We start from the raw sequence: 23,642 nt of genomic DNA, 5'->3' as shown, positions 1-23,642 counted from the left end.
TTTGTTCTGTGCTGTGCGCTTTGATTCCACTGATTATGTAACTCTCTGCTTAACGTCAATGTTTATGCCATCTGTCAATAGGAGGAATCCGAAAAGTGGCAGCGCATCAGCAGACATAAAGGAGAGAACAATGAGTGGCCCCGAGGAGACGTATCGCCCGTTGGTTATTGTGCCGACGGCTATCAGAAAACGCCTGAGCTTGTGCGGCAAGCCCCTGACTGCCACAGAGCTGGAAATCCTGCGATGGGCCTCCGAGGGCAAGACGGTCTGGGAAATCAGCCAGATTCGCGCCACCTCTGAAGCCACGGTGAAATTTCATCTGCGCAACATCTACGGCAAGTTGGATGTCACCAACCGCGTACAGGCAAAGAATGAGGCCGCCCGCCAGGGCTTATGTTAACGACATGAAAAAGGGCCGCGACGCTGAGTAGCGTCGCGGCCCTTCTTCAGATGTGTAGCTTAGGCCGAGTGATAAGTCGGCAGCGCAAAGCGGTTCTGGCTTTGCAACATCGAAATCTGCGGCAGTTCGCTGGCTTGTTCGGCCAAGTCACGACGAATGGCGCTGATCACCCAAGTCAGTTGGTCGGCAGTGTGCAGCTGCTGATAAGAGATCGAGCGCTTGACCTGCTTACCTTCGCTGTTGCGCAGGGTCAACAGGATGCCGCCGTCCGGACGTGGCTGGGTGGTGACGTCGTAGTTGGAGAATACCGAAGCGAATTTATCTTGGATCAGGCTCATGTCTATCAGCTCCATTGGCTCAAGTTGGCAAGCATGGAGTGATAGGTGCAGTGATTGTGCCAGTATTGGATTTTCTAAAAAATCCTTATAAATCAGCAGCTTATAAATTTATAGGATTTTCATTTTCGTGCAATTTGCATGAAGGGCCATCGTGCATCCTGCATTTTGCGCTATCTGCCCGGCGATTTTCCGCAAGGAGCGGGAGGGCTGTAATCATACTGACCGCCTTTTGCTCGGAAAAATCCATCTACACGATATTGGTGGTATCCCCCGCCCTAACCACGATGCGAAGCGAGCCGCTCTTGATCTTGATCTGCTTTTGATCTTGATCTTAGGCGCCCCGTCAAACCACGCTGGCCGGAATTCGACAGGGATTTGGGGGGTAAACCGGCAGGGATGCCGGTTTAGCCGCCCCGCGCCATGGATGGCGCGTGGCGGCGGCCCCCCAAATCACTGGCGGATTACGGGCACACCGAGCCTAAGCGAGGTGCCGAGTGGTGGGGCAAGAGCGTTTTGCTTACTTTTGCGCTTCTCAAAAGTGAGCCGCCGTCAGGGCGGAACCCTAAGTGGCCGTTACCGCAGCAATGGATATGTACACAATCCAACTGTGTCGCCTGTCAGGCCGCCTTCGCGAGCAAGCCCGCTCCCACAATTGAATCGTGGGATGTCAGGTAGAGAAGTGTCGGCTGGTAGGTCGTCATCGCAGGCAAGCCAGCTCCCACAGTTGGATTGTGGGGTGTCAGGTAGATATGGAGCGGCTGGCGGGCCGTCATCACAGGCAAGCCAGCTCCCACAGTTGGAGCGCGGGACGGCAGGGAGATAAGCATCGGCCGGCCGCCACGGGATACAAAACTTTTCAAATCCCGCATGTACAGCCAAAGAACCGCTGACGTACTTTCCGCTACACCAGTCGATGTACCTGGACCCGACCAAGAATAAGAAAAGAGACGTCCCGCCATGACTCACCAGCAAAACGACATGATCACCTGGAGCATGATGCTGCGTAAGGTGCCTGCCATCGTTCGAGCCCTCCCACGCGTGGTGCGCGGCATGCGCGCGGCCAACGTCACCGACCCCAGGCAACCCTGCGGCCTGGGCTGGCATTTCGAACAAGCCACCTTGCGCAACCCGGACGGTGCTGCACTGCTTTATGGGGACAGCGTGATCAGCTACCGCGACGCCAATCAGCGCGCCAACCGTCTTGCCCACCACCTGCAAGCCCAAGGCATCGGCAAGGGTGACGTGGTGGCGCTGTTTATCGAGAATCGCCCCGAGTTGCTGCTCAACGTACTGGCCGTGGCCAAGCTGGGCGGCATCTGCGCCATGCTCAACACGGCGCAAACTCAAGGGGCACTGGTACACAGCCTGACCCTGGTCAACCCGGTTGCCATCGTGGTCGGTGCCGAATTGCTGAGCCCTTACGCAGCAGTGCGTGAACAAGTGCAGATCCCGGCCGAGCGCACCTGGTTCGTGGCCGATCAGCCCGGCAGTGCAGTGCCCGATGGCTATATCGACCTGATGGCCGCCAGTGCCGAAAGCCCGGTGGACAACCCGGTGAGTTCCGCGCAGGTGTTCTTCAATGATCCCTGCTTCTATATCTATACCTCCGGCACCACCGGCTTGCCCAAGGCCGGCATCATGAAGCACGGGCGCTGGACCAAAACCGCCGTGAGCTTCGGCAGTATCGCCCTGGACATGGGCCCGCAGGACGTCCTCTATTGCACCTTGCCGCTGTACCACGCCACTGGCTTGTGCGTGTGCTGGGGGTCGGCGATTATCGGCGCATCGGGCTTTGCCATTCGACGCAAATTCAGCGCCAGCCAGTTCTGGGATGACGCGCGCAAGTTCAAGGCGACCACCCTGGGTTATGTCGGTGAGCTTTGCCGCTATCTGCTCGACCAGCCTGCCAGTGCGCAGGATCGCGATAACCACGTGACCAAGATGGTCGGCAACGGCTTACGCCCCGGTGTGTGGGCGCAGTTCAAGCAGCGTTATGGTGTGGCGCATATCTGCGAGCTGTATGCCGCCAGCGACGGCAATATCGGCTTTACCAACGTGCTGAACTTTGACAACACCATCGGCTTTTGCCTGCAGCATTGGGCGCTGGTGGATTACGCCCATGACACTGGCGAACCCCTGCGCGGCAGCAATGGGTTGATGGTCAAGGTGCCCACCGGCGGGCAGGGCCTGTTACTGGCGCGCATTGATGAAAAGTCGCCCTTCGACGGTTACACCGACCCGGAAAAGAACCGCAAGGTGGTACTAACGGACGTGTTCGAAAAAGGCGACCGCTATTTCAACACCGGCGACCTGGTGCGCAGTATCGGTTTCGGCCATGCGCAATTTGTCGATCGCCTGGGCGATACCTATCGCTGGAAGGGCGAAAACGTCTCGACCACCGAGGTGGAAAACGTTTTGCTGCAACACCCGCAGATTGCTGAAGTGGTGGCCTATGGCGTCGAGATCGACAACACCAACGGCCGCGCCGGCATGGTCGCCATCACCCCCAGCGAATCCCTGGCCAGCCTGGACATGCGCGAACTGCTGCAATTCGCCCACGGCCAGTTGCCCCCTTATGCGGTGCCGTTGTTTTTGCGGATCAAGGTGAAGATGGAAACCACCGGCACGTTCAAGTACCAGAAAGTGACGCTCAAGGAGCAAGGGTTCGACCCGGACAAGGCCGGCAATGATCCGGTTTATGCCTGGTTGCCGGGTTCGGACAGCTATGTGCCGGTGACCGGGCAATTGCTGGCGCAGATCCAGGGCGGCCACTTCCGTTATTGATTCTGGCTATGGCGGCTTTTGACAAAAAAGCCATGACACCGGGGAACTCCCTCGCGACACTGGGCGCCTTAAACAGTTATATCAGTCGCCTCAGCAAGGAGCCCCCATGTCACAACAGCCTAAACAAATGACCGAAGACGAAGCCGCCGAATTTGCCGAGCAAGTCTTTGACGTGGCCCGTCGCGGCGACGCCGCCATGCTTGCCGCACTGTTGGCCAAAGGCCTGCCGGCCAACTTTCGTAATCACAATGGTGACACCTTGTTGATGCTCGCGGCTTACCACGGCCATGCCGAGGCGGTCAAAGTGCTGCTGGAGTTCAAGGCCGATCCCCTGATCGCCAACGACAAGAACCAATTGCCGATTGCCGGTGCGGCGTTCAAAGGCAACCTGCCGGTGGTCCAGGCGTTGATCGAAGGCGGCACGCCGGTTGAGGCGGCCTCCTCGGATGGGCGTACGGCGTTGATGATGGCGGCGATGTTCAACCGCGTTGAGATGGTTGATTACCTGCTCGGTAAAGGCGCAAACCCCAAGGCCACTGATGCACAGGGCGCGACGGCGCTGGCTGCGGCCCAGACCATGGGTGCGGTGGATACGGCGGCGAAGTTGCAGAAACTGGTGTAGGCTACGCGCCCTTCAAAACTTGCCCGTTACAGGATCGCCCCATGAAAACCGCCCTCGTCGAACTCATCAGCAAAATCAGCGCCGGCGTCATGGGTGAGGACGAAGTAGCGCGTATCGCCGACGAAGCGGCCCAGGCCTATGCGGACCCGGCAGCGTTCCTGGCGGCCAACCCGGATATCAACTACGACGACAGTTTCACGATCCCGCTAGGGGAGTGGGTGGTGGTGGGTAGCTTGCCGGACACGGTGTTGTTCCAGGCTGATACCTATGGCGACCTGTTTGCCCAGATCGTCGCGTCGTTCGGTCCGGGTGTGGCGTTCAACCTCAAGCCCAAGCAACTGGCCAAGACCGAAGACCTGACCGCGCTCAACCGCATCCAGATCCAGATGAGCGCCCTGAGCCCGGAAGACGGCGGTTATGTGCTGGTGAACTTCAGCCAGTTGCTGGACGACGAGATCCAGGCGGTGCTGGTGTTCGGCAACGACCTGCCACGAGTGCTGGAACTGTGTGCCGAAGTCGGCATCAAGGCCGAGCCCTCGCTTGAAGCCTTGAAGATTGCCGTACACGTCTGAAATAAAACGGAACCCCCGCCAAGGCTGACTATCCTACAAGGGCATGCCCTCACTTTAGGAGCGACACCATGGGTTCCACGTTTAATAGCCTGATTGGCCTGATCATCCTCGCGCTGGACATCTGGGCGATCATCAACGTGTTCAAAAGCGGCGCCAGCACCGGTGCCAAAGTGCTGTGGATTCTGTTGATCCTGCTGTTGCCAGTGCTGGGCCTGATCATCTGGGCTATCGCCGGGCCGCGCGGTAACGTGCGGATCTGACGACCTGCTCGATTTGCGGTGGGCACCGTCAATGTGGGAGCTGGCTTGCCTGCGATTGCGGTGTGTCAACCAAGACAATGCGAGCTGACCCACCGCTATCGCAGGCAAGCCAGCTCCCACACGGGTTTCACGGCATTAAGTAGATTTGTGTGTCGAAACTATTCGCCGCACGAAATTTTCACATCCCATCCAAGACAATTCGCCGGCTTTAACCGGCTGCCAGGGCTCTATCTCCAGTGCCCTTAAAGGCATGGCCGTGCCTTACGTTCAGTAATTAATAGCCTTGCCGGCCTTGATCGGGCACCATTTGTGCCACCGCGTTAACCGCCTACCCCAGCCAGCCTGGGCGAGGGACGGACGCCACTGCATTATTTCGCAACTTAAACTTCCAATGGGTCCTAAAACGACATGGCAAACCCGGACGCCCTGAATCAGCAGCGAGCTTCAAATCGCCTGCTGCAACCGACCGTCAAATCCCATCTGGCGTACACGCTGCTCTGCGCACTGGTCATGATGGTGATGTTTTCCCTGCTGCGCCTGGCGTTGCTGGTCTACAACCGCGAGATGATCCTGGACACGCCGGCCTCGACGTTCCTTGAAGCGTTCGCCAACGGCCTGCGCCTGGACATTCGCCTGGTAATGTACCTGCTGATTCCGCTGCTGCTGGCGCTGTTCAGCGTGCGGGCCATGGCGGCGCGTGGGTTCTTCCGTTTGTGGCTGACCGTCGCGTCCAGCATCGCCTTGTTCCTGGGCCTGATGGAGATGGACTTCTATCGCGAGTTCCACCAGCGCCTCAATGGCCTGGTCTTCCAGTATGTGAAGGAAGACCCGAAAACCGTGATGAGCATGCTCTGGTACGGTTTCCCGGTGGTGCGCTACCTGCTGGCCTGGGCCGTGGGCACGCTGATCCTGAGCATGGCCTTCAAGGGCGCTGACCGCGCAACGCGCCCACGCGGCCCCTTCAGCGGCGGCACGATCAGCACGCGCCAGGTGGCGCCGTGGTACAGCCGCATCGCGGTGTTCATGGTCTGCCTGCTGGTTGCCGTGGTCGCCATCCGTGGCACCTTGCGCCAGGGGCCACCGCTGCGTTGGGGTGACGTCTACACCACCGATTCGAACTTCGCCAACCAGTTGGGCCTCAATGGCACCTTGTCGCTGATCGCGGCGGCCAAGGCGCGCTTTGGTGAAGACCGCGCCAATATCTGGAAGGCCACTCTGGAACAACCGCTGGCCACCCAGACCGTGCGCGACATGCTGGTGCTGCCGCAAGAGAAGCTGGTAGACACCGACACCGCTGCCGTACGCCGTGACTTCACGCCACCGGCCGAGAAAACCCTGCCGATCAAGAACGTCGTGGTCATCCTGATGGAAAGCTTCGCCGGTCACTCGGTGGGCGCATTGGGACGTCCGGGCAATATCACCCCGTACTTCGACAAGCTGACCCAAGAGGGCCTGCTGTTCGACCGCTTCTTCTCCAACGGCACTCACACCCACCAGGGTATGTTCGCCACCATGGCCTGCTTCCCGAACCTGCCGGGTTTCGAATACCTGATGCAGACCCCGGAAGGCAGCCACAAGCTGTCGGGCCTGCCGCAGTTGCTCAGTGCGCGTGATTTCGACGACGTGTATGTCTACAACGGCGATTTCGCCTGGGACAACCAGTCGGGCTTCTTCAGCAACCAGGGCATGACCAACTTCATCGGCCGTAATGACTTCGTCAACCCGGTGTTCTCCGACCCGACGTGGGGCGTGTCCGACCAGGACATGTTCAACCGTGGCCTGGAAGAACTGAAGGCACGCGAAGGCGGCAAGCCGTTCTACGCACTGCTGCAAACCCTGTCCAACCACACGCCGTACGCGTTGCCGACCCCATTGCCGGTTGAGAAAGTCACCGACCGTGGCAGCCTCAACGAGCATTTGACGGCCATGCGCTACTCCGACTGGGCCCTGGGCCAGTTCTTTGAAAAGGCCCGCAAGGAACCGTACTTCAAGGAAACCCTGTTCGTGATCGTCGGTGACCACGGCTTCGGCAACGAGCAGCAGATTACCGAGATGGACCTGGGCCGCTTCAACGTGCCGATGCTGATGATCGCACCGGGCATGCGCGAGAAGTTCGGTGAGCGTGACCACACTGTGGGCACCCAGATCGACATCGTGCCCACCATCATGGGCCGCCTGGGCGGCGACACCTTGCACCAGTGCTGGGGCCGTGACCTGCTGAACCTGCCGGAAGGTGATAAAGGTTTCGGCGTGATCAAGCCATCGGGCAGCGACCAGACCGTGGCCTTGCTCACCGGTGACCGCGTACTGGTATTGCCCAAGGAAATGCCACCCAAGTTGTGGGAATACACACTGGGCGCCGAGCCGACTGGCAAGGTGATTCCTGAGTCGCCGGACGAAGCCGCACTCAAGCAGAAACTTGAGTCGTTCCTGCAAACCGCGACCAAGAGCCTGCTGGATAACACCGCAGGTGTGGTGGACGGTAAGCCGGACTAACTGACCGGCAATAAAAAAGAGGCCTTCTAGAAGGCCTCTTTTTTTTGCTTCTCAATTGTAGGAGCGAGCTTGCTCGCGAAGAACCTCAACGCTAACGCGCGCGTACTGAGTAAACGCGGCGCTTGCAAGTTTTTCGCGAGCAAGCTCGCTCCTACAAAACCGCGGCGTTTATATCTTGCCGAGCAACAACAGCACCAGCAGAACAACCAGTACCACACCCAGGATACCCGACGGTCCATAACCCCAGTTACGCGAGTGCGGGAACACCGGTAGGCCGCCGACCAGCAGGAGGATCAGGATAATAATCAGAATGAGGCTCATGGTTTTATTCCTTATAGGTTCTTTGTAAAAACCGGCTGTTTAACCGTTGGTTCGTCCATGTACAGTGGGACGCCTTACCCCTTCCGACTCTGCCGCTTCGTAGAAAATTCATTGTTTTTATAAAACATTTTGATGCGTTGCTTATTTCTTTTAACGCGTACGCAACTTGAACTAATTAGTTGAAAAAAATTGAACTTAGTCTATGCGCGCAGCTGCGACCGAGCCCGTGGTTTGCCTGGGGCATTCATCACCCTGATGGTGCGTGGGTGGAGCAAAAACCTTCGCTACACTGCCGGTCACTTCTTCGTGAACCACAAGGCTACCTCCTATGCAAAACCGCATGATGATCACTGGCGCCGGGTCTGGCCTGGGTCGCGAAATCGCTCTGCGCTGGGCCCGTGAAGGCTGGCAGTTGGCGTTGTCCGATGTCAGCGAGCCCGGTTTACAGGAAACCCTCAAGCAGGTTCGCGAGGCGGGCGGTGATGGTTTTACCCAGCGGTGTGACGTGCGTGACTACAGCCAGCTCACAGCCTTTGCCCAGGCCTGTGAAGTAAAGCTCGGCGGCATCGATGTGATCGTCAACAACGCCGGCGTGGCCTCGGGTGGGTTCTTCGCTGAATTGTCCCTGGAGGATTGGGACTGGCAGATCGCAATCAACCTGATGGGCGTGGTCAAAGGTTGCAAGGCGTTCCTGCCGCTGCTGGAAAAGAGCAAGGGGCGCATCATCAACATCGCCTCAATGGCCGCGCTGATGCAAGGCCCGGCCATGAGCAACTACAACGTGGCCAAGGCGGGGGTGGTGGCATTGTCCGAGAGCCTGCTGGTGGAGCTCAAGCAACAGGAAGTGGGTGTGCATGTGGTGTGCCCATCGTTTTTCCAGACCAACCTGCTCGACTCCTTCCGTGGGCCAACCCCAGCCATGAAGGCCCAGGTGGGCAAACTGCTTGAGAGTTCGCCCATCTCGGCGGCGGATATCGCCGACCACATTTACCAGCGCGTGGCCGCAGGCGAATTCATGATTCTGCCCCATGAGCAAGGCCGCATGGCTTGGGCGTTAAAGCAGAAAAATCCGCAACTGCTGTATGACGAAATGACACTGATGGCCGACAAGATGCGCGCCAAGGCGCAGGCTGTGAAGGGCTGATTCGGCTGGGGTCTGTCAGACAAATTACCTACCTGCGTAGGCAGTGCCTGATTTTCCCGCAAGCCATTGCCGGCCCAGCGCCAAGGGGGCATGGTCAAGGTCCTGCTACTGGAAAAGGACAACCGCCATGCTGGTCTTAAGCCGTGCCACAGGCGAAGCCATCGCCATTGGCGATGACATCACCGTGCATATCCTGGAAGTGAACGGTACTCATGTGAAATTCGGCATCGAGGCGCCCGTGGGCGTCAACGTGCACCGCGCCGAGGTGTACCGCAAGATACTCAAAGGTGAGGGCCAGGCTACCCATCCCGTGCCGGCGCCCAACCCTTAGGCGCCGCTGTTCAGTCGAACAGGTGCTTGGGCACATCGTGCTTGAGCATCAACTGGCATTGCTCGCTCTCGGGGTCGAAGACGATCAGCGCCTGGCCTTTGGTCAGCGCCTGGCGCACGCGCAGCACGCGTGTTTCCAAGGGCGTGTCGTCGCCATTGTCGGTGCCGTCGCGGGTGACGAAGTCTTCGATGAGGCGGGTGAGGGTGTCGACTTCAAGTGCATCGTAGGGAATCAGCATACAAGCCTCAGGTGTCAGGTCCCGGCGATGCTACTGCGCCGGGACCTTTGTTGCCAGTATCAACTCACCGCGTCAGGACTTCTGGCCGACCAGGCTGTCCACCGACGGCACACGGGTGTCGCTCTCCATTTGCGTTTCATGCTCGATCTGATGACTGAACCGGTCCAGTGAACCCTGCGCCGGTTGCGCATCGCTGGCAAACACCGGCGGGCTGAGGATGTAGGCGCCCAACAAGCGGCTCAGGGCGGCCAGGCTGTCGATATGGGTACGCTCGTAGCCATGGGTGGCGTCACAACCGAAGGCCAGCAACGCGGTGCGAATATCATGGCCGGCGGTGACCGCCGAGTGGGCATCGCTGAAGTAATAGCGGAACAGGTCGCGGCGTACCGGCAGGTCGTTGTCCGAGGCCAGGCGCAGCAAGTGGCGGGACAGGTGATAGTCATAGGGGCCGCCGGAGTCCTGCATGGCCACGCTCACTGCATGTTCGCTGGACTGCTGGCCGGGGGCGACCGGGGCGATATCGATGCCGACAAACTCACTCACATCCCAGGGCAGGGCGGCCGCTGCGCCACTGCCGGTTTCTTCGGTGATGGTGAACAGCGGGTGGCAGTCGATCAGCAGGGGCTGGCCACTGTCGACGATGGCCTTGAGCGCAGCGAGCAGGGCGGCGACGCCGGCCTTGTCGTCCAAGTGGCGGGCGCTGATATGCCCGCTCTCGGTGAACTCGGGCAATGGGTCGAACGCCACGTAGTCACCGACGCTGATTCCCAGGGAATCGCAGTCGGCGCGCGTGGCGCAGTAGGCGTCCAGGCGCAGTTCCACATGGTCCCAGCTCACCGGCATTTCATCCACGGCGGTGTTGAATGCGTGACCGGAAGCCATCAGCGGTAATACGCTGCCGCGAATCACGCCGTTGTCGGTGAACAGGCTGACGCGGCTGCCTTCGGCAAAGCGGCTCGACCAGCAGCCCACCGGTGCCAGGGTCAGACGCCCGTTGTCCTTGATCGCACGCACGGCGGCGCCGATGGTGTCCAGGTGCGCGGAGACGGCGCGGTCAGGGCTGTTTTTCTGGCCCTTGAGGGTGGCGCGAATGGTGCCGCGCCGGGTCATTTCAAACGGAATGCCGAGTTCTTCCAGGCGTTCTGCGACGTAGCGCACGATGGTGTCGGTAAAGCCGGTGGGGCTGGGAATGGCGAGCATTTCCAGCAGCACTTTTTGCAGGTACGCCAGATCAGGTTCGGGAATGGTTCGGGTCATGGAAACTCCTGATGAGTTGAGGGCGATCGTTCCCACGCTCTGCGTGGGAACGCCTCAGGGACGCTCTGCGTCCGCTGTGGTGACGCAGAGCGTCACAGGCTGCATTCCCACGCGGAGCGTGGGAATGATCGGTAGTCAGGTAGTCGGCTGACTGTGTGGAAACAACAAATCCACAAACTTCTCAGCCGTAGGTTGCGGTTCATGGTTGGCCAGGCCGGCCCGTTCGTTGGCTTCGATAAACACATACTCCGGCTGGTCGGCCGCAGGCACCATCAGGTCCAGGCCGACCATAGGGATATCCAGGGCACGGGCCGCACGCACGGCCGCATCCACCAGTGTGGGGTGCAGGATCGCCGTGACATCTTCCAGGCAACCCCCGGTATGCAGGTTGGCGGTACGTCGCACGGCCAGTTGCACGCCACGGGGCAGGATGCTGTTGTAGTCGTAACCTGCGGCTTTGAGGGTGCGCTCGGTTTCTGCATCCAGCGGGATTTTGCTCTCGCCGTCGGTGGCCGCCTGGCGACGACGGCTTTGTGCCTGGATCAACGCACGAATCGAATGTTGGCCGTCGCCGATCACTTCGGCAGGGCGGCGAATCGCAGCCGCGACCACTTCAAAACCGATCACCAGAATGCGCAGGTCCAGGCCTTCGTGGAAGCTTTCCAGCAACACGCGGCTGTCGAACTGGCGCGCCGCTTCAATCGCCTGCTGCACCTCTTCGATGCTCTGCAAATCCACGGCGACGCCATGGCCTTGCTCGCCATCCAGCGGCTTGACCACGATGCGCTGGTGTTCGTCGAGAAACTCCAGGTTGTCGTCGGCACTACCCGCCAACTGTTGCACCGGCACCTGCAGGCCAGCAGCCTTGAGTACCTTGTGGGTCAGGCTCTTGTCCTGGCACAGGGTCATGCTGATGGCGCTGGTCAGGTCGCTCAGGGACTCACGGCAACGCACGCGACGCCCGCCGTGGCTAAGGGTGAACAGGCCCGCATCGGCATCGTCGACCTGCACATCAATGCCGCGCCGATGGGCTTCTTCGACAATGATGCGCGCGTAAGGGTTGAACTCCGCCTGCGGCCCCGGGCCTAGAAACAGCGGTTGATTGATGCCGTTCTTGCGCTTGATTGCAAAGGTGGTCAACGCCCGAAAACCGAGCTTGGCGTAAAGGCTCTTGGCCTGGCGGTTGTCGTGCAGCACCGACAAGTCCAGGTAGCTCAAGCCTCGGCTCATGAAGTGTTCCACCAAGTGGCGCACCAACACTTCACCGACCCCAGGGCGTGTGCATTGAGGGTCGACGGCCAGGCACCAGAGGCTGCAACCGTTCTCCGGGTCGTGGAAGGCCTTGTGATGGTTGAGGCCCATCACGCTGCCAATCACCGCGCCGCTGTCTTCATCTTCGGCCAGCCAATACACCGGGCCGCCTTGATGACGTGGGGTGAGGCGTTCCGGGTCAACCGGCAGCATTCCGCGCCCCTGGTACAGGTGGTTGACCGCTTGCCAGTCGGCCTCGCTCTGCACCCGGCGAATGCGAAAACCGCGAAACACCCGGGTGGCCGGACGGTAGTCGGTGAACCACAGGCGCAGGGTGTCGGACGGGTCGAGGAACAGTTGCTGCGGGTCAATGCCCAGGATTTGCTGGGGCGCGGCTACGTACAGCGCGATATCGCGCTCGCCGGGCTGCTCGTTGAGCAGTTCCTGGGCCAGGCTTGCCGGGTCGGGAAAGGTGTGGCCGATCAACAACCGGCCCCAGCCGCAATGCACGGCAATCGGGTCGGCGGCCAGTGCGCTGCCATCTTCGGCCAGGCGCGCTTGCAGGCGCTCGTAGGTCGGCGCCTGGCCTTTGAGTAAGCGTTGGCTGTAAGCCGCGGCATTCGGTTTCATGGATCAGATTCCTTGTTCGCTCAGCCACAGGTTCAGCGCCGCCAGCTGCCACAGCTTGGAGCCGCGCAGCGGGGTCAGTTGGCCTTGCGGGTCGGTGAGCAAGCGGTCGAGCATGGCCGGGTTGAACAACCCACGGTCCTGGCTCGGGTCCAGCAGCAACTCGCGCACCCAGTTCAAGGTATCGCCCTGCAGATGCTTGAGGCCGGGCACGGGGAAGTAGCCTTTCTTGCGGTCGATGACTTCGCTGGGGATCACCCGACGCGCCGCTTCCTTGAGCACCTGTTTGCCACCGTCGGGCAGCTTGAATTTGGCCGGCACTCGGGCCGAGAGTTCCACCAGGCGGTAGTCGAGGAACGGTGTGCGCGCTTCCAGGCCCCAGGCCATGGTCATGTTGTCTACGCGTTTGACCGGGTCGTCTACCAGCATCACCGTGCTGTCCAGGCGCAGGGCCTTGTCCACGGCCGCGTCGGCGCCCGGCATCGCGAAATGCTCGCGCACGAAGTCGCCGGCAGCGTCGTTGGCGGTCAGCCATTTGGGCGCGACGGTGGCCGCGTAGTCGTCGTAGCTGCGGTCGAAAAACGCCTCGCGATAGGCCGCATACGGGTCGCTGGCGCCATCCACTTGCGGGTACCAGTGGTAACCGGCGAACAATTCATCGGCGCCCTGGCCGCTTTGCACCACTTTGCAATGCTTGGCCACTTCCCGCGACAGCAGGTAGAAGGCGATGCAGTCATGGCTGACCATCGGCTCGCTCATGGCGCGGAAGGCTGCCGGCAGTTGCTCGATGATCTCGCTTTCGGCAATGCGCAGTTGGTGGTGATGGGTGCCGTAGTGCTTGGCGATCAGGTCTGAGTACTGGAACTCATCGCCACGCTCACCGCCAGCGTCTTCAAAACCGATGGAGAAGGTCGACAAATCCTCCACGCCCACTTCGCGCAACAGGCCGACGAGCATGCTCGAGTCGACGCCGCCAGAGAGAAGCACGCCCACATCCACCGCCGCACGTTGGCGAATGGCCACGGCTTCGCGGGTGCTGTCGAGCACGCGGTCGGTCCAGTCTTCCAGGGTCAGGTGTTTTTCGTCCTCATGGGGGCCGTAGGGCAGGGTCCACCAGGTTTTCTGTTCAGTCTTGCCGCTGGCGTCGATGCGCATCCAACTGGCAGGCGGCAGTTTTTCGATGCCGGCCAACAGCGTGCGCGGTGCGGGCACCACGGCGTGGAAATTCAGATAGTGGTTGAGGGCGACCGGATCGAGGATCGGGTTGATGTCACCACCCTTGAGCAACGCGGGCAACGCCGAGGCAAAGCGCAGGCGTTGGCCGGTGCGCGACAGGTACAGAGGTTTGACCCCCAGACGGTCGCGGGCGATGAACAGGCGCTGGGCATCACGCTCCCAAATGGCAAAGGCGAACATGCCGTTGAGCTTGGGCAGCAACGCTTCGCCCCAGGCGTGATAACCCTTGAGCAATACTTCGGTGTCGCCACCGGAATAGAAGGCGTAACCCAGGGCTTCCAGCTCTTGGCGCAGCTCCGGGAAGTTATAGATGGCGCCATTGAACGCCAGGGACAGCCCCAGATGGGCGTCGACCATCGGCTGGGCGGAGCCGTCCGACAGGTCCATGATTTTCAGGCGGCGGTGGCCCAGGGCAATCGGCCCTTGGGCATGAAAACCCCAGGCGTCGGGGCCTCGGGGGGCGAGGTGATGGGTGATGCGTTCTACGGCTGCCAGGTCGGCAGGTTGATGATCAAAGCGTAACTCGCCAGCTAATCCACACATAAATTCCTTACCGGTTTTTCCGTTGGGGAGGGGTCAACACTCAATACGCCCAAAAGGGCGCGTACCCAGAAACTGACCCAGTGCTATGCGTGGAGTTTTAGACCGATAAGTTATAAGGCGGCTAATCACTTTGCCATCAATCGGTCTCTTTGCGAGGCGCGGCTTGGCCTCGAACCAGAGCCCGCAGGGCAAAGCGGTTGGGGTGGCAAGCCTCGGCTACGCTGGTTGGCACTGGCAGGGGCTCATCACTCAGCCACGCAGCCAGCAGTTCGCCGCACAACGGCGCAGTGATCAATCCACGCGAGCCATGGCCGCTATTGAGAAACAGACCCGGCAGCCACGGGCATGGCGTTTGCGGCACTTGCCGGGCGTCTTTGCCCAGTACCGCATAAGCCTGCTCAAACGCCGCATGGTCAGCCAGTGGCCCAACGATGGGCAAGTAGTCAGGGCTGGTACAACGAAACGCGGCACGCCCCTCCAGCTGTTCGGGCGCCAAGCGATCAGCACCCAGGCGCTGCAGCAGGTCGGTAGAAATCTCACCCAGCATCTGCAGGTTGCCGTGGTGTTCGGCCGGCGTGGGCGTGAGGTCCTGATTGGTGAAGTCAAAACTGGCGCCCAGGGTGTGTTCGCCAAGCCGAGCCGGTGCGACGTAGCCCTCGGCACAGACGACAGTGGCCAGGGCCTTACTTGCCGGGGTTTGCGCCAGCCGCGTGATCTGCCCACGGATGCGCTTGAGCGGTATGTCAGCACTGAAGGGGAAACGCTTGATCTCCGCAGCCCCGGCGAGCACCACGACACCGGCGCTGGCCAGTACGCGGTCACCGGCGCGGGCTTGCCATTGGTCGTCGAGCCGGTGCAGTTCCAGTGCCTCGTGGTGGGTGAGCACTTCAATCAGGGGATGTTTCGCCTGCCACTGGCACAGCGCGGGTGGATGCACCCAACCGCCCTGTGGGAAAAACAACCCGCCGTGGGCCAGTTCGATTCCCGCCTTGTGCTGCGCCTGCTCGCGGTCCAGCAGGTGCAGCAGGTCTGGAGCGAAGGCGTGTGCCAATTGAGCCTGACGCTGGCTCTCCTTGGCATCAAACGCCAGCTGCAACACGCCACAGCCGTCCCAATCGACGCCTCGGTGCAAGTGTTCCAGCAGACGCCGGGTGTGGCCAAAACCGCAGAGTATCAGTTGGGACAAGGCCGTGCCATGGGCCGAAAGCTTGAGGTACAACACACCCTGTGGGTTGCCCGAAGCTTCCTGTGCCAAGCCGGCATGGCGCTCCAGCAGGCTGACACGCCAGCCCCGGGCGGCGAGGCTGGCGGCGGTCGCACAGCCGGCCAAGCCGCCGCCGATGACCAGGGCGTGACGTTCACCCTCGATGGCGGGAGGCCGGGCGAACCAGGGTTTACGTGGGGCTGGCGCGGGAGCGTCCTCGGGCCAACCGACAAACTCCCCACGCAGGATCTCCCATTTATGCCCGATGCCCGGCGTGCGTTTCATCTTGAACCCGGCGGCATTGATCAACCGCCGTACCCAGCCGGTGCTGGTGAAGGTGCTGATGGTCGAGCCCGGTGCCGCCAGGCGTGCCAGTTCGGCGAACAGCTCGGCGGTCCACATGTCGGGGTTTTTCGCCGGGGCGAACCCGTCGAGAAACCACGCATCGATTTGGGCGTCCAGTTGCGGCAACTGTTCCAGCGCATCGCCGATCAACAGGGTCAGAGTCACTCGGCCGTTGTCCAGTACCAGGCGCTGGAAGCCCTGGTGGATGGCAATGTAGTGCGCCAGCAGTTGCTCAGCCAAGGGTTGCAGCTCGGGCCAGAGGGCGAGGGCGCGTTGCAGGTCGGCGTGGCTGAGGGGGTATTTCTCCACGCTGACAAAGTGCAGCCGCGCACCGGCCACCGCGTGCTGTTGGAACAACTGCCAGGCGCAGAGGAAATTCAAGCCGGTGCCGAAGCCGGTCTCACCAATCACCAGGCGCCCACCTGCCGGCAAGGCGGCGAAGCGTTCCTGCAAGCGGTTCTGCTCCAGGAACACGTAGCGGGTTTCTTCCAGGCCCGACTGGTCGGAGAAATACACATCGTCGAACACCCGCGAATGCGGGCGGCCTTGATCATCCCAGTCGAGCTGGGCGTGGGTGATGGGGTTCATGGCGACTCATAAAATGAAAGCGGGCAAAGACAAGGCGGCCATTCTAGCCGATCAACAGGCATTGAATTGATCCATGGCAAGGCTGGGTTGTATTTCCTTGCGCGTGTCGGGGCCCAATCCGCTAGTCTTGAGCCATCTTGAAACGGAGCTGCCCATGTTCGAATCCGCCGAAATCGGTCACGCCATCGACAAAGACACCTACGACGCCGAAGTGCCGGCCCTGCGGGAAGCCTTGCTGGAGGTTCAATACGAGCTGCAACAGCAGAAGCGCTTCCCGGTGATCATCCTGATCAACGGCATCGAGGGCGCAGGCAAGGGCGAAACCGTCAAGCTGCTCAATGAATGGATGGACCCGCGCCTGATCGAAGTGCGCACCTTCGACCAGCAGACCGACGAAGAACTGGCGCGCCCGCCGGCCTGGCGCTACTGGCGGCAACTGCCGGCCAAGGGCCGCATGGGTATTTTCTTCGGCAACTGGTACAGCCAGATGCTGCAAGGCCGCGTGCATGGGCAGATCAAGGATGCGCGCCTGGACCAGGCCATCGCCGGCGCCGAGCGCCTGGAAAAGATGCTCTGCGATGAAGGTGCACTGATCTTCAAGTTCTGGTTCCACCTGTCCAAAAAACAGATGAAGGCGCGCCTCAAGGCCTTGGCCGACGACCCGCTGCACAGCTGGCGCATCAGCCCGCTGGACTGGCAGCAGTCCAAGACCTACGACAAGTTCGTGCATTTCGGTGAGCGCGTGCTGCGCCGCACCAGCCGTGATTACGCGCCGTGGCATGTGATCGAAGGTGTCGACCCGCATTACCGTGGGCTGACGGTGGGCAAGATCCTGCTGGATGGGCTGCAAAGTGCCCTGAAGCAGGCCAAGGTCAAGGCCAGCGGCATGAACCCGGCGCCGTTGCTGGCCTCGGTGGACCGCAAGAGCCTGCTCGACAGCCTCGACATGACCCTGCGCCTGGACAAGGACGATTACGAAGAACAACTGATTACCGAGCAGGCGCGCTTCTCTGGGCTGATGCGCGACAAACGCATGCGCAAGCACGCGCTGGTAAGCGTGTTCGAGGGCAACGACGCGGCGGGCAAGGGCGGGGCGATCCGTCGTGTGGCAGCCGCGCTGGATCCGCGCCAGTACCACATCGTGCCGATTGCCGCGCCCAGCGAAGACGAACGTGCCCAGCCGTATCTCTGGCGGTTCTGGCAGAAAATCCCGGCGCGCGGCATGTTCACCGTGTTTGACCGCTCCTGGTACGGCCGCGTGCTGGTGGAGCGCATCGAAGGCTTTTGCACCCCGGCGGACTGGATGCGTGCCTATGGCGAGATCAATGACTTTGAAGAGCAACTGCGCGATGCGGGGGTGATTGTGGTCAAGTTCTGGCTGGCCATCGACAAGGAGACGCAGCTGGAGCGCTTCCAGGCCCGAGAGGAGATCCCCTTCAAACGCTTCAAGATCACCGAAGACGACTGGCGCAACCGCGACAAGTGGGACGACTACCGTGCGGCGGTGGGCGACATGGTTGACCGCACCAGCACCGAGGTGGCGCCCTGGACCCTGGTAGAAGCCAACGACAAGCGCTGGGCGCGGGTCAAGGTGCTGCGCACCATCAACCGTGCGCTGGAAGAGGCGTTTGATAAAAGCGATAAGCACGACAAAAAGAAAAAGAAATAGCCCATGCTTTTGCATCCACGCAGTGAATGATCATCGCGGTCGGCCAGGCATGGATCTATCCTCGATCCACAACCACAAGATCGAGGTAGCCCATGCGTGAAGTAGTGATCGTCGACAGCGTGCGAACCGGCCTGGCCAAATCCTTTCGCGGCAAGTTCAACCAGACCCGTCCCGATGACATGGCGGCCCATTGTGTCAATGCGCTGCTGGCCCGCAATGGTATCGACCCGGCGACGGTGGAAGACTGCATCGTCGGTGCCGGCTCCAACGAAGGCGCCCAGGGCTATAACATCGGGCGCAACGTGGCGGTGCTCTCGCAACTGGGCACCGGTACGGCGGGCATGACCCTCAACCGTTTCTGTTCGTCGGGCTTGCAGGCGATTGCCATTGCCGCTAATCAGATCGCTTCGGGCTGTAGCGACATCATTGTCGCCGGTGGCGTGGAGTCCATCAGCCTGACCATGAAGAGCGTCAACACCGATAACCTGATCAACCCGCTGCTTAAAGAACAGGTGCCGGGCATTTACTTCCCCATGGGGCAGACCGCCGAAATCGTTGCGCGGCGCTATCACGTCAGCCGCGAAGACCAGGACCTTTATGCGCTGCAAAGCCAGCAGCGCACCGCAAAGGCCCAGGCTGATGGCTTGTTCAACGATGAAATCGTGCCGATGGCGGTCAAGTACAAGGTCGAGGACAAGAACACTGGCGCGGTGCAGATCCTGGATGACGTGGTCGACCGGGATGACTGCAACCGCCCGGACACCACCCTGGCCAGCCTCAGCGGCTTGAAGCCGGTATTTGCCGAGGATGGCTCGGTGACGGCAGGTAACTCCTCGCAGCTTTCCGACGGTGCGTCGATGACCCTGGTGATGAGCCTGGAAAAAGCCTTGGAGCTGGGGCTCAAGCCCAAGGCGTTCTTCCGTGGTTTTACCGTGGCTGGTTGCGAGCCGGATGAAATGGGCATTGGCCCGGTGTTCTCGGTGCCCAAGTTGCTCAAGGCCAAGGGCTTGCAGGTGGCGGACATCGACCTTTGGGAACTCAATGAGGCTTTTGCTTCTCAGTGCCTCTACGCGCGTAACCGCCTGGAGATTGATAACGCCAAGTACAACGTCAACGGGGGTTCGATTTCCATTGGGCATCCGTTTGGCATGACTGGTTCGCGGCAGGTGGGGCATCTGGTGCGGGAGTTGCAACGGCGCAATCTGCGTTATGGGATTGTCACCATGTGCGTGGGGGGCGGGATGGGGGCCACCGGGCTTTTCGAAGCCGTGCGCTGACTCAGGTTGGAATAGCGCCAGTGTGGGAGGGCTAATGTGGGAGCTGGCTTGCCTGCGATAACGGCCTGCCAGCCGACACTTCTCTCCCTGACACCCCAAGATCCAATTGTGGGAGCTGGCTTGCCTGCGATGACGGCCTGCCAGCCGATACTTCTCTCCCTGACACCCCACGATCCAATTGTGGGAGCGGGCTTGCTCGCGAAGGCGGCCTGACAGGCGACACAGTTGGACCGGGTACATATCCGTTATTTAGGTAACGGCCACTTAGGGTTACGCCCTGACGGCGTCTCACTTTTGAGAAGCGCAAAAGTAAGCAAAACGCTCTTGCCCCACCACTCGGCACCTCGCTTAGGCTCGGTGTGCCCGAACACAGGCTTGAATCCGTGGGCCGCCGCCACGCGCCATCCATGGCGCGGGGCGGCTAACCCGGCGTCCTGCCGGGTTACCCACGAATTCAAGCCTGCGTTCGGCCAGCGTGGTTTAATGGGGCGCCTGAGATCAAGATCACAAGCAGATCAAGATCAAGAGCGGCTCGCTTCGCATCGTGGTTACCGTTGATCGCGACAGCGTTGTACCTATGGCCATCGCAGGCAAGTCAGCTCCCACATTCAAAACTGTGACGTATCCCAATTCAGTGACTTGCCCCTAGAATGCCTGCTCCACTTCCTCTGGCATCTGGGGCTCTCATGCACATTTCTTCCGGCCGCTGGGTCTACGGTTTTTTCCTGACCCTGCTGACCGCGTTTCTGTGGGGCATTCTTCCGATCAAGCTCAAGCAAGTGTTGCAGGTGATGGACCCGATCACCGTGACTTGGTTTCGCCTCATGGTAGCGGGCACTTGCCTGTTCGTTTACCTGGCCGCTACCAAACGCCTGCCCAGCCGCAAAGTGCTTGGCCCCAAGGGTGGTTGGCTGGTGGGCATGGCGGTGTGTGGCCTGGTGGGCAACTACGTGTTGTACCTGGTGGGCCTGAAAATGCTCAGCCCAGGCACGGCGCAGTTGGTGGTGCAGATGGGGCCGATCTTTTTGATGGTTGCCAGTGTGTTTGTGTTCAAGGAGCGCTTTAGCCTGGGGCAAGTTATCGGGCTGGTGGTGTTGATCGCAGGCTTTGGCTTGTTCTTCAACCAACGCCTGGTGGAACTACTGACCTCCATGGGTACCTACACCGCCGGTGTGCTGACGATCCTGCTCGCTACCACCATCTGGGTGTTCTATGCACTGGGGCAGAAGCAGTTGCTGACGGTGTGGAATTCATTGCAGGTGATGATGGTGATTTACCTGTCGTGTGCGCTGTTGCTCACGCCCTGGGCACATCCGCTGGAGGCGTTGCAGTTGAGCCCATTGCAAGGCTGGCTGTTGTTGGCGTGCTGCATGAATACCCTGGTGGCCTACGGGGCATTTGCCGAAGCCCTGGCGCATTGGGAAGCCTCGCGGGTCAGTGCAACCCTGGCGTTGACGCCTTTGGTGACCTTTGTGGCCGTGGCCGTGGCGGCGTGGTTGTGGCCGGACTATGTGCAGGCTGAGCAGATCAATGCCCTGGGGTATTTCGGCGCCTTGGTGGTGGTGCTGGGTTCGGCGACCGTGGCGCTGGCACCTTCGCTGCTCGCCGGGCTCAAGGCCCGGCGGCTGCGTACGGCGGTGTAGTCAGCTACCCAGCATGTTTTCCGGGCGTACCCACTGGTCGAACTCGGCATCGGTGAGGTAGCCCAGCTCCAGCGCGGCCTCGCGCAGTGTCAGGCCCTCGGCGTAAGCCTTCTTGGCGATCTCGGCCGACTTGTCGTAGCCGATATGCGGGTTCAGCGCGGTAACCAGCATCAGCCCGCGTTCCAGGTGTTGGGCCATTTGCTCGGCGTCGGGTTCGAGGCCGGCAATGCAATGTTCCTGGAAGTTGTTGCAGCCATCGGCCAGCAGGCGGATGGACTCCAGCAGGTTGTGGATGATCACCGGTTTGTACACATTCAACTGCAAGTGCCCCTGGCTGGCGGCCATGCCGATGGTCACGTCGTTGCCCAGCACCTGGCAGGCCAGCATCGACAGCGCTTCGCATTGGGTGGGGTTGACCTTGCCCGGCATGATCGAACTGCCCGGTTCGTTGGCCGGCAACTTGACTTCGGCCAGCCCGGCGCGAGGGCCGGAACCCAGCAGGCGCAGGTCATTGGCGATCTTCATCAGCGCCACGGCCAGGGTTTTCAGCGCGCCGTGCAGGGTCACCAGCGGCTCATGGCCGGAGAGGGCGGCGAATTTGTTCGGCGCGGTTACAAAAGGCAAGCCTGACAATGCGGCCAGTTCGGAGGCAATCGCCTCGCCAAAGCCATGGGGTGCATTGAGGCCGGTGCCGACGGCGGTGCCGCCCTGGGCCAGCTCGCACACCGCGGGCAGGGCGCTGCGGATCGCCCGCTCGGCGTAATCGAGTTGGGCGATAAACGCCGACAGCTCCTGGCCGAAGGTGATTGGCGTAGCGTCCATCATGTGGGTACGGCCGGTCTTGACCAGCTTCATATGCCGCGCGGCCAATTCCGCCAGGCCGCCGGACAAGGTGGCGATCGCCGGCAGCAGTTGCTTGTTCACCGCTTGCACCGCAGCAATGCTCATGGCGGTGGGGAAGCAGTCGTTGGAACTCTGGGAGCGGTTGACGTGATCGTTAGGGTGTACCGGGCTCTTGCCGCCTCGGTTGTTGCCGGCCAACTCGTTGGCGCGGCCGGCGATCACTTCGTTGGCGTTCATGTTGCTCTGGGTACCACTGCCGGTCTGCCAGACCACCAGCGGGAACTGGTCGTCATGCTGGCCGTCCAGGACCTCGTCGGCAGCCTGTTCGATCAGGCGGGCGATGTCGGCAGGCAGGTCGCCGTTACGGTCGTTGACCCGTGCCGCAGCCTTCTTGATCAAGGCCAGGGCATGCAATACCGCCAGCGGCATGCGCTGCTCGCCAATCGCGAAATTGACCAGCGAACGTTGGGTTTGCGCGCCCCAATAGGCGTCATCAGGGACCTGTACTTCCCCCAGGCTGTCGGTTTCGATACGGCTCATCGGTCACCCTCCTTATGCTGTCGTGATTGGTCAGTTTAGGCCCTGGCGGCCAGCGTGGGTTCCCTAAAAGCGCTTTTGTGTCACCGCGCCCCGTGAAACCGGGGCTTGCGATGGGGTGGGGTTGAGCCGCGAGGTTTTTTAGGCGCAGAATGGTCGCCCTTGGGGTCTTACCTCGCCTGCTAGAAAAGGAAACTCGATGACTCGTCTTCGTGCCATCTGTACCGCGGTTGCTCTGGTTTGCGCCAGCGGCCAGGTTCTTGCCGATACCGCCAGCCACAACGCCAGTGCCGAAGCCTTCCTTACCCTGGCCCATGCTGACAAGCTGGGTACCCCGGTGTACATGCAAGTGCAGCAAATGTTCGCCCAGCGTTTCGAACAGACCAAGGCGCCTGCCGCCAAGCAGTCCGTACTGGACAGCTACCAGGCCAAGGCCAACGCCGCTCTGGACCAGGCCATCGGCTGGCCGAAGCTCAAGCCTGACATGGTCAAGCTCTACACCACCAACTTCAGCGAATCCGAACTCAAGGACCTGGTAGCGTTCTACCAGTCGCCACTGGGTAAGAAAGTCCTGGAAAAAATGCCCCAGCTGACCCAGCAATCGGCCCAGATGACCCAGGCCAAGCTGGAAAGCGCCGTACCGGTGGTGAACAAGCTGTTGGAAGACATGACCAACGAGCTGGCGCCCAAAGCCGCCGCACCGGCCAAGAAGAAGTAAGCAGGAATGAGCATGCAACAGCGTATCGAAACGGCCCTTGCCGCCCTGGAGCCGGAACATTTGAGCGTGCTGGATGAAAGCCATATGCACAGCCGTGGGTTGCAGACCCACTTCAAGGCCGTGCTGGTCAGTAAGCAGTTCGCGGGGCTCAACCGCGTCAAGCGCCACCAGAAGGTCTACGCCACCCTGGGTAGCCTGATGAGCGAGTTCCATGCGCTGGCGCTGCATACCTACACGCCTGAAGAATGGGCGACAATCGACGCAGCCCCGGCCTCGCCGACCTGCGCCGGCGGGCACTGAAAACCTTTGAGACCGGCAGGTGCCAGCCTGCTGGTCTCGATAGGTGCTATCAGGATCTGGTTACAAAAGGCCGTCTTCAATACCCCCTTCCCAATGCC

Annotated in this window: 21 protein-coding genes; 13 read left to right on the top strand and 8 right to left on the bottom strand. The window is 60.9% G+C overall.

What is annotated here, in order from left to right:
• Positions 1-130 precede the first annotated feature (130 nt).
• Entirely contained in the window at positions 131-400 is a 270-nt protein-coding gene (locus ACWHXD_RS21115) for a response regulator transcription factor (protein WP_003192780.1), read from the top strand.
• Between the two features lie 59 nt (positions 401-459).
• Here the strand turns inward: ACWHXD_RS21115 and ACWHXD_RS21110 are convergent, their stop codons facing one another.
• Positions 460-738: a DUF3509 domain-containing protein gene (locus tag ACWHXD_RS21110; protein ID WP_003172952.1), complete on the bottom strand. Its 279-nt coding sequence runs from the start codon at positions 736-738 to the stop codon at positions 460-462.
• A gap of 957 nt (positions 739-1,695) precedes the next feature.
• On the opposite strand from ACWHXD_RS21110, the gene ACWHXD_RS21105 reads away from it, so the two are divergent.
• From ACWHXD_RS21105 to ACWHXD_RS21085, 5 genes are all read left to right on the top strand, one after another.
• Positions 1,696-3,522 carry a long-chain-acyl-CoA synthetase gene (locus ACWHXD_RS21105; RefSeq protein WP_138762429.1) on the top strand — a complete coding sequence of 609 codons (1,827 nt, stop codon included), beginning with the start codon at positions 1,696-1,698 and terminating at the stop codon, positions 3,520-3,522.
• Positions 3,523-3,628: 106 nt separating this feature from the next.
• Positions 3,629-4,144, top strand: coding sequence for an ankyrin repeat domain-containing protein (locus tag ACWHXD_RS21100; protein ID WP_032896022.1), 516 nt, complete (start codon positions 3,629-3,631; stop codon positions 4,142-4,144).
• 41 nt (positions 4,145-4,185) lie between these two features.
• A complete protein-coding gene (locus ACWHXD_RS21095; protein WP_138762428.1) occupies positions 4,186-4,716 on the top strand; it encodes a hypothetical protein in 531 nt (176 codons plus the stop codon).
• Between the two features lie 68 nt (positions 4,717-4,784).
• Entirely contained in the window at positions 4,785-4,976 is a 192-nt protein-coding gene (locus ACWHXD_RS21090) for a PLDc N-terminal domain-containing protein (protein ID WP_003192770.1), read from the top strand.
• 408 nt (positions 4,977-5,384) lie between these two features.
• Entirely contained in the window at positions 5,385-7,472 is a 2,088-nt protein-coding gene (locus ACWHXD_RS21085) for an LTA synthase family protein (protein WP_032896024.1), read from the top strand.
• A gap of 168 nt (positions 7,473-7,640) precedes the next feature.
• Here the strand turns inward: ACWHXD_RS21085 and ACWHXD_RS21080 are convergent, their stop codons facing one another.
• Positions 7,641-7,793, bottom strand: coding sequence for a DUF3309 family protein (locus ACWHXD_RS21080; RefSeq protein ID WP_003192767.1), 153 nt, complete (start codon positions 7,791-7,793; stop codon positions 7,641-7,643).
• Between the two features lie 328 nt (positions 7,794-8,121).
• On the opposite strand from ACWHXD_RS21080, the gene ACWHXD_RS21075 reads away from it, so the two are divergent.
• On the top strand, positions 8,122-8,937 hold the full coding sequence (locus tag ACWHXD_RS21075) for an SDR family oxidoreductase (RefSeq protein ID WP_138762427.1): 816 nt from the start codon (positions 8,122-8,124) through the stop codon (positions 8,935-8,937).
• A 127-nt stretch (positions 8,938-9,064) separates the two neighbouring features.
• Positions 9,065-9,268 (top strand): carbon storage regulator CsrA, encoded by a 204-nt coding sequence (csrA, locus tag ACWHXD_RS21070; RefSeq protein WP_138762426.1) that lies wholly within the window; start codon positions 9,065-9,067, stop codon positions 9,266-9,268.
• Between the two features lie 10 nt (positions 9,269-9,278).
• Here the strand turns inward: csrA and ACWHXD_RS21065 are convergent, their stop codons facing one another.
• The 5 genes from ACWHXD_RS21065 to mnmC all read right to left on the bottom strand — a co-directional run bounded on the left by ACWHXD_RS21065 (position 9,279) and on the right by mnmC (position 16,557).
• Positions 9,279-9,506 (bottom strand): YheU family protein, encoded by a 228-nt coding sequence (locus ACWHXD_RS21065; protein WP_003192759.1) that lies wholly within the window; start codon positions 9,504-9,506, stop codon positions 9,279-9,281.
• 72 nt (positions 9,507-9,578) lie between these two features.
• On the bottom strand, positions 9,579-10,763 hold the full coding sequence (locus ACWHXD_RS21060; RefSeq protein ID WP_032896028.1) for an osmoprotectant NAGGN system M42 family peptidase: 1,185 nt from the start codon (positions 10,761-10,763) through the stop codon (positions 9,579-9,581).
• Between the two features lie 135 nt (positions 10,764-10,898).
• Positions 10,899-12,644: an N-acetylglutaminylglutamine synthetase gene (gene ngg, locus ACWHXD_RS21055; RefSeq protein ID WP_138762425.1), complete on the bottom strand. Its 1,746-nt coding sequence runs from the start codon at positions 12,642-12,644 to the stop codon at positions 10,899-10,901.
• Between the two features lie 3 nt (positions 12,645-12,647).
• On the bottom strand, positions 12,648-14,420 hold the full coding sequence (locus ACWHXD_RS21050) for an N-acetylglutaminylglutamine amidotransferase (protein WP_138762424.1): 1,773 nt from the start codon (positions 14,418-14,420) through the stop codon (positions 12,648-12,650).
• Between the two features lie 136 nt (positions 14,421-14,556).
• Entirely contained in the window at positions 14,557-16,557 is a 2,001-nt protein-coding gene (mnmC, locus tag ACWHXD_RS21045; RefSeq protein WP_138762423.1) for a bifunctional tRNA (5-methylaminomethyl-2-thiouridine)(34)-methyltransferase MnmC2/FAD-dependent 5-carboxymethylaminomethyl-2-thiouridine(34) oxidoreductase MnmC1, read from the bottom strand.
• 154 nt (positions 16,558-16,711) lie between these two features.
• On the opposite strand from mnmC, the gene pap reads away from it, so the two are divergent.
• The 3 genes from pap to ACWHXD_RS21030 all read left to right on the top strand — a co-directional run bounded on the left by pap (position 16,712) and on the right by ACWHXD_RS21030 (position 21,146).
• Positions 16,712-18,226: a polyphosphate:AMP phosphotransferase gene (pap, locus tag ACWHXD_RS21040; RefSeq protein WP_032896033.1), complete on the top strand. Its 1,515-nt coding sequence runs from the start codon at positions 16,712-16,714 to the stop codon at positions 18,224-18,226.
• A 92-nt stretch (positions 18,227-18,318) separates the two neighbouring features.
• Complete coding sequence (locus ACWHXD_RS21035) at positions 18,319-19,503, top strand: thiolase family protein (protein WP_138762422.1); 1,185 nt, start codon at positions 18,319-18,321, stop codon at positions 19,501-19,503.
• A gap of 686 nt (positions 19,504-20,189) precedes the next feature.
• Positions 20,190-21,146: a DMT family transporter gene (locus ACWHXD_RS21030; RefSeq protein ID WP_138762420.1), complete on the top strand. Its 957-nt coding sequence runs from the start codon at positions 20,190-20,192 to the stop codon at positions 21,144-21,146.
• Here the strand turns inward: ACWHXD_RS21030 and ACWHXD_RS21025 are convergent, their stop codons facing one another.
• Positions 21,147-22,529, bottom strand: coding sequence for a class II fumarate hydratase (locus ACWHXD_RS21025; protein WP_032896037.1), 1,383 nt, complete (start codon positions 22,527-22,529; stop codon positions 21,147-21,149). It abuts the gene before it with no gap.
• 196 nt (positions 22,530-22,725) lie between these two features.
• Between ACWHXD_RS21025 and ACWHXD_RS21020 the strand changes: the two genes are divergently transcribed.
• Both ACWHXD_RS21020 and ACWHXD_RS21015 read left to right on the top strand, forming a co-directional pair.
• Positions 22,726-23,244, top strand: coding sequence for a DUF2059 domain-containing protein (locus ACWHXD_RS21020; RefSeq protein WP_014719258.1), 519 nt, complete (start codon positions 22,726-22,728; stop codon positions 23,242-23,244).
• A 6-nt stretch (positions 23,245-23,250) separates the two neighbouring features.
• Positions 23,251-23,544, top strand: coding sequence for a BolA family protein (locus tag ACWHXD_RS21015; protein WP_032896038.1), 294 nt, complete (start codon positions 23,251-23,253; stop codon positions 23,542-23,544).
• Positions 23,545-23,642: the final 98 nt, after the last annotated feature.

It is taken from the genome of Pseudomonas fjordensis, assembly GCF_976987115.1.
Note: the sequence above shows the minus strand (reverse complement) of the source record. Positions and strands in the feature narration are given on the sequence as shown.

Coding starts and splice junctions, on each gene's coding strand:
- ACWHXD_RS21115 (WP_003192780.1), top strand. CDS start 131: ATGAGTGGCCCCGAGGAGACGTATCGCCCGTTGGTTATTGTGCCGACG.
- ACWHXD_RS21110 (WP_003172952.1), bottom strand. CDS start 738: ATGAGCCTGATCCAAGATAAATTCGCTTCGGTATTCTCCAACTACGAC.
- ACWHXD_RS21105 (WP_138762429.1), top strand. CDS start 1,696: ATGACTCACCAGCAAAACGACATGATCACCTGGAGCATGATGCTGCGT.
- ACWHXD_RS21100 (WP_032896022.1), top strand. CDS start 3,629: ATGTCACAACAGCCTAAACAAATGACCGAAGACGAAGCCGCCGAATTT.
- ACWHXD_RS21095 (WP_138762428.1), top strand. CDS start 4,186: ATGAAAACCGCCCTCGTCGAACTCATCAGCAAAATCAGCGCCGGCGTC.
- ACWHXD_RS21090 (WP_003192770.1), top strand. CDS start 4,785: ATGGGTTCCACGTTTAATAGCCTGATTGGCCTGATCATCCTCGCGCTG.
- ACWHXD_RS21085 (WP_032896024.1), top strand. CDS start 5,385: ATGGCAAACCCGGACGCCCTGAATCAGCAGCGAGCTTCAAATCGCCTG.
- ACWHXD_RS21080 (WP_003192767.1), bottom strand. CDS start 7,793: ATGAGCCTCATTCTGATTATTATCCTGATCCTCCTGCTGGTCGGCGGC.
- ACWHXD_RS21075 (WP_138762427.1), top strand. CDS start 8,122: ATGCAAAACCGCATGATGATCACTGGCGCCGGGTCTGGCCTGGGTCGC.
- csrA (WP_138762426.1), top strand. CDS start 9,065: ATGCTGGTCTTAAGCCGTGCCACAGGCGAAGCCATCGCCATTGGCGAT.
- ACWHXD_RS21065 (WP_003192759.1), bottom strand. CDS start 9,506: ATGCTGATTCCCTACGATGCACTTGAAGTCGACACCCTCACCCGCCTC.
- ACWHXD_RS21060 (WP_032896028.1), bottom strand. CDS start 10,763: ATGACCCGAACCATTCCCGAACCTGATCTGGCGTACCTGCAAAAAGTG.
- ngg (WP_138762425.1), bottom strand. CDS start 12,644: ATGAAACCGAATGCCGCGGCTTACAGCCAACGCTTACTCAAAGGCCAG.
- ACWHXD_RS21050 (WP_138762424.1), bottom strand. CDS start 14,420: ATGTGTGGATTAGCTGGCGAGTTACGCTTTGATCATCAACCTGCCGAC.
- mnmC (WP_138762423.1), bottom strand. CDS start 16,557: ATGAACCCCATCACCCACGCCCAGCTCGACTGGGATGATCAAGGCCGC.
- pap (WP_032896033.1), top strand. CDS start 16,712: ATGTTCGAATCCGCCGAAATCGGTCACGCCATCGACAAAGACACCTAC.
- ACWHXD_RS21035 (WP_138762422.1), top strand. CDS start 18,319: ATGCGTGAAGTAGTGATCGTCGACAGCGTGCGAACCGGCCTGGCCAAA.
- ACWHXD_RS21030 (WP_138762420.1), top strand. CDS start 20,190: ATGCACATTTCTTCCGGCCGCTGGGTCTACGGTTTTTTCCTGACCCTG.
- ACWHXD_RS21025 (WP_032896037.1), bottom strand. CDS start 22,529: ATGAGCCGTATCGAAACCGACAGCCTGGGGGAAGTACAGGTCCCTGAT.
- ACWHXD_RS21020 (WP_014719258.1), top strand. CDS start 22,726: ATGACTCGTCTTCGTGCCATCTGTACCGCGGTTGCTCTGGTTTGCGCC.
- ACWHXD_RS21015 (WP_032896038.1), top strand. CDS start 23,251: ATGAGCATGCAACAGCGTATCGAAACGGCCCTTGCCGCCCTGGAGCCG.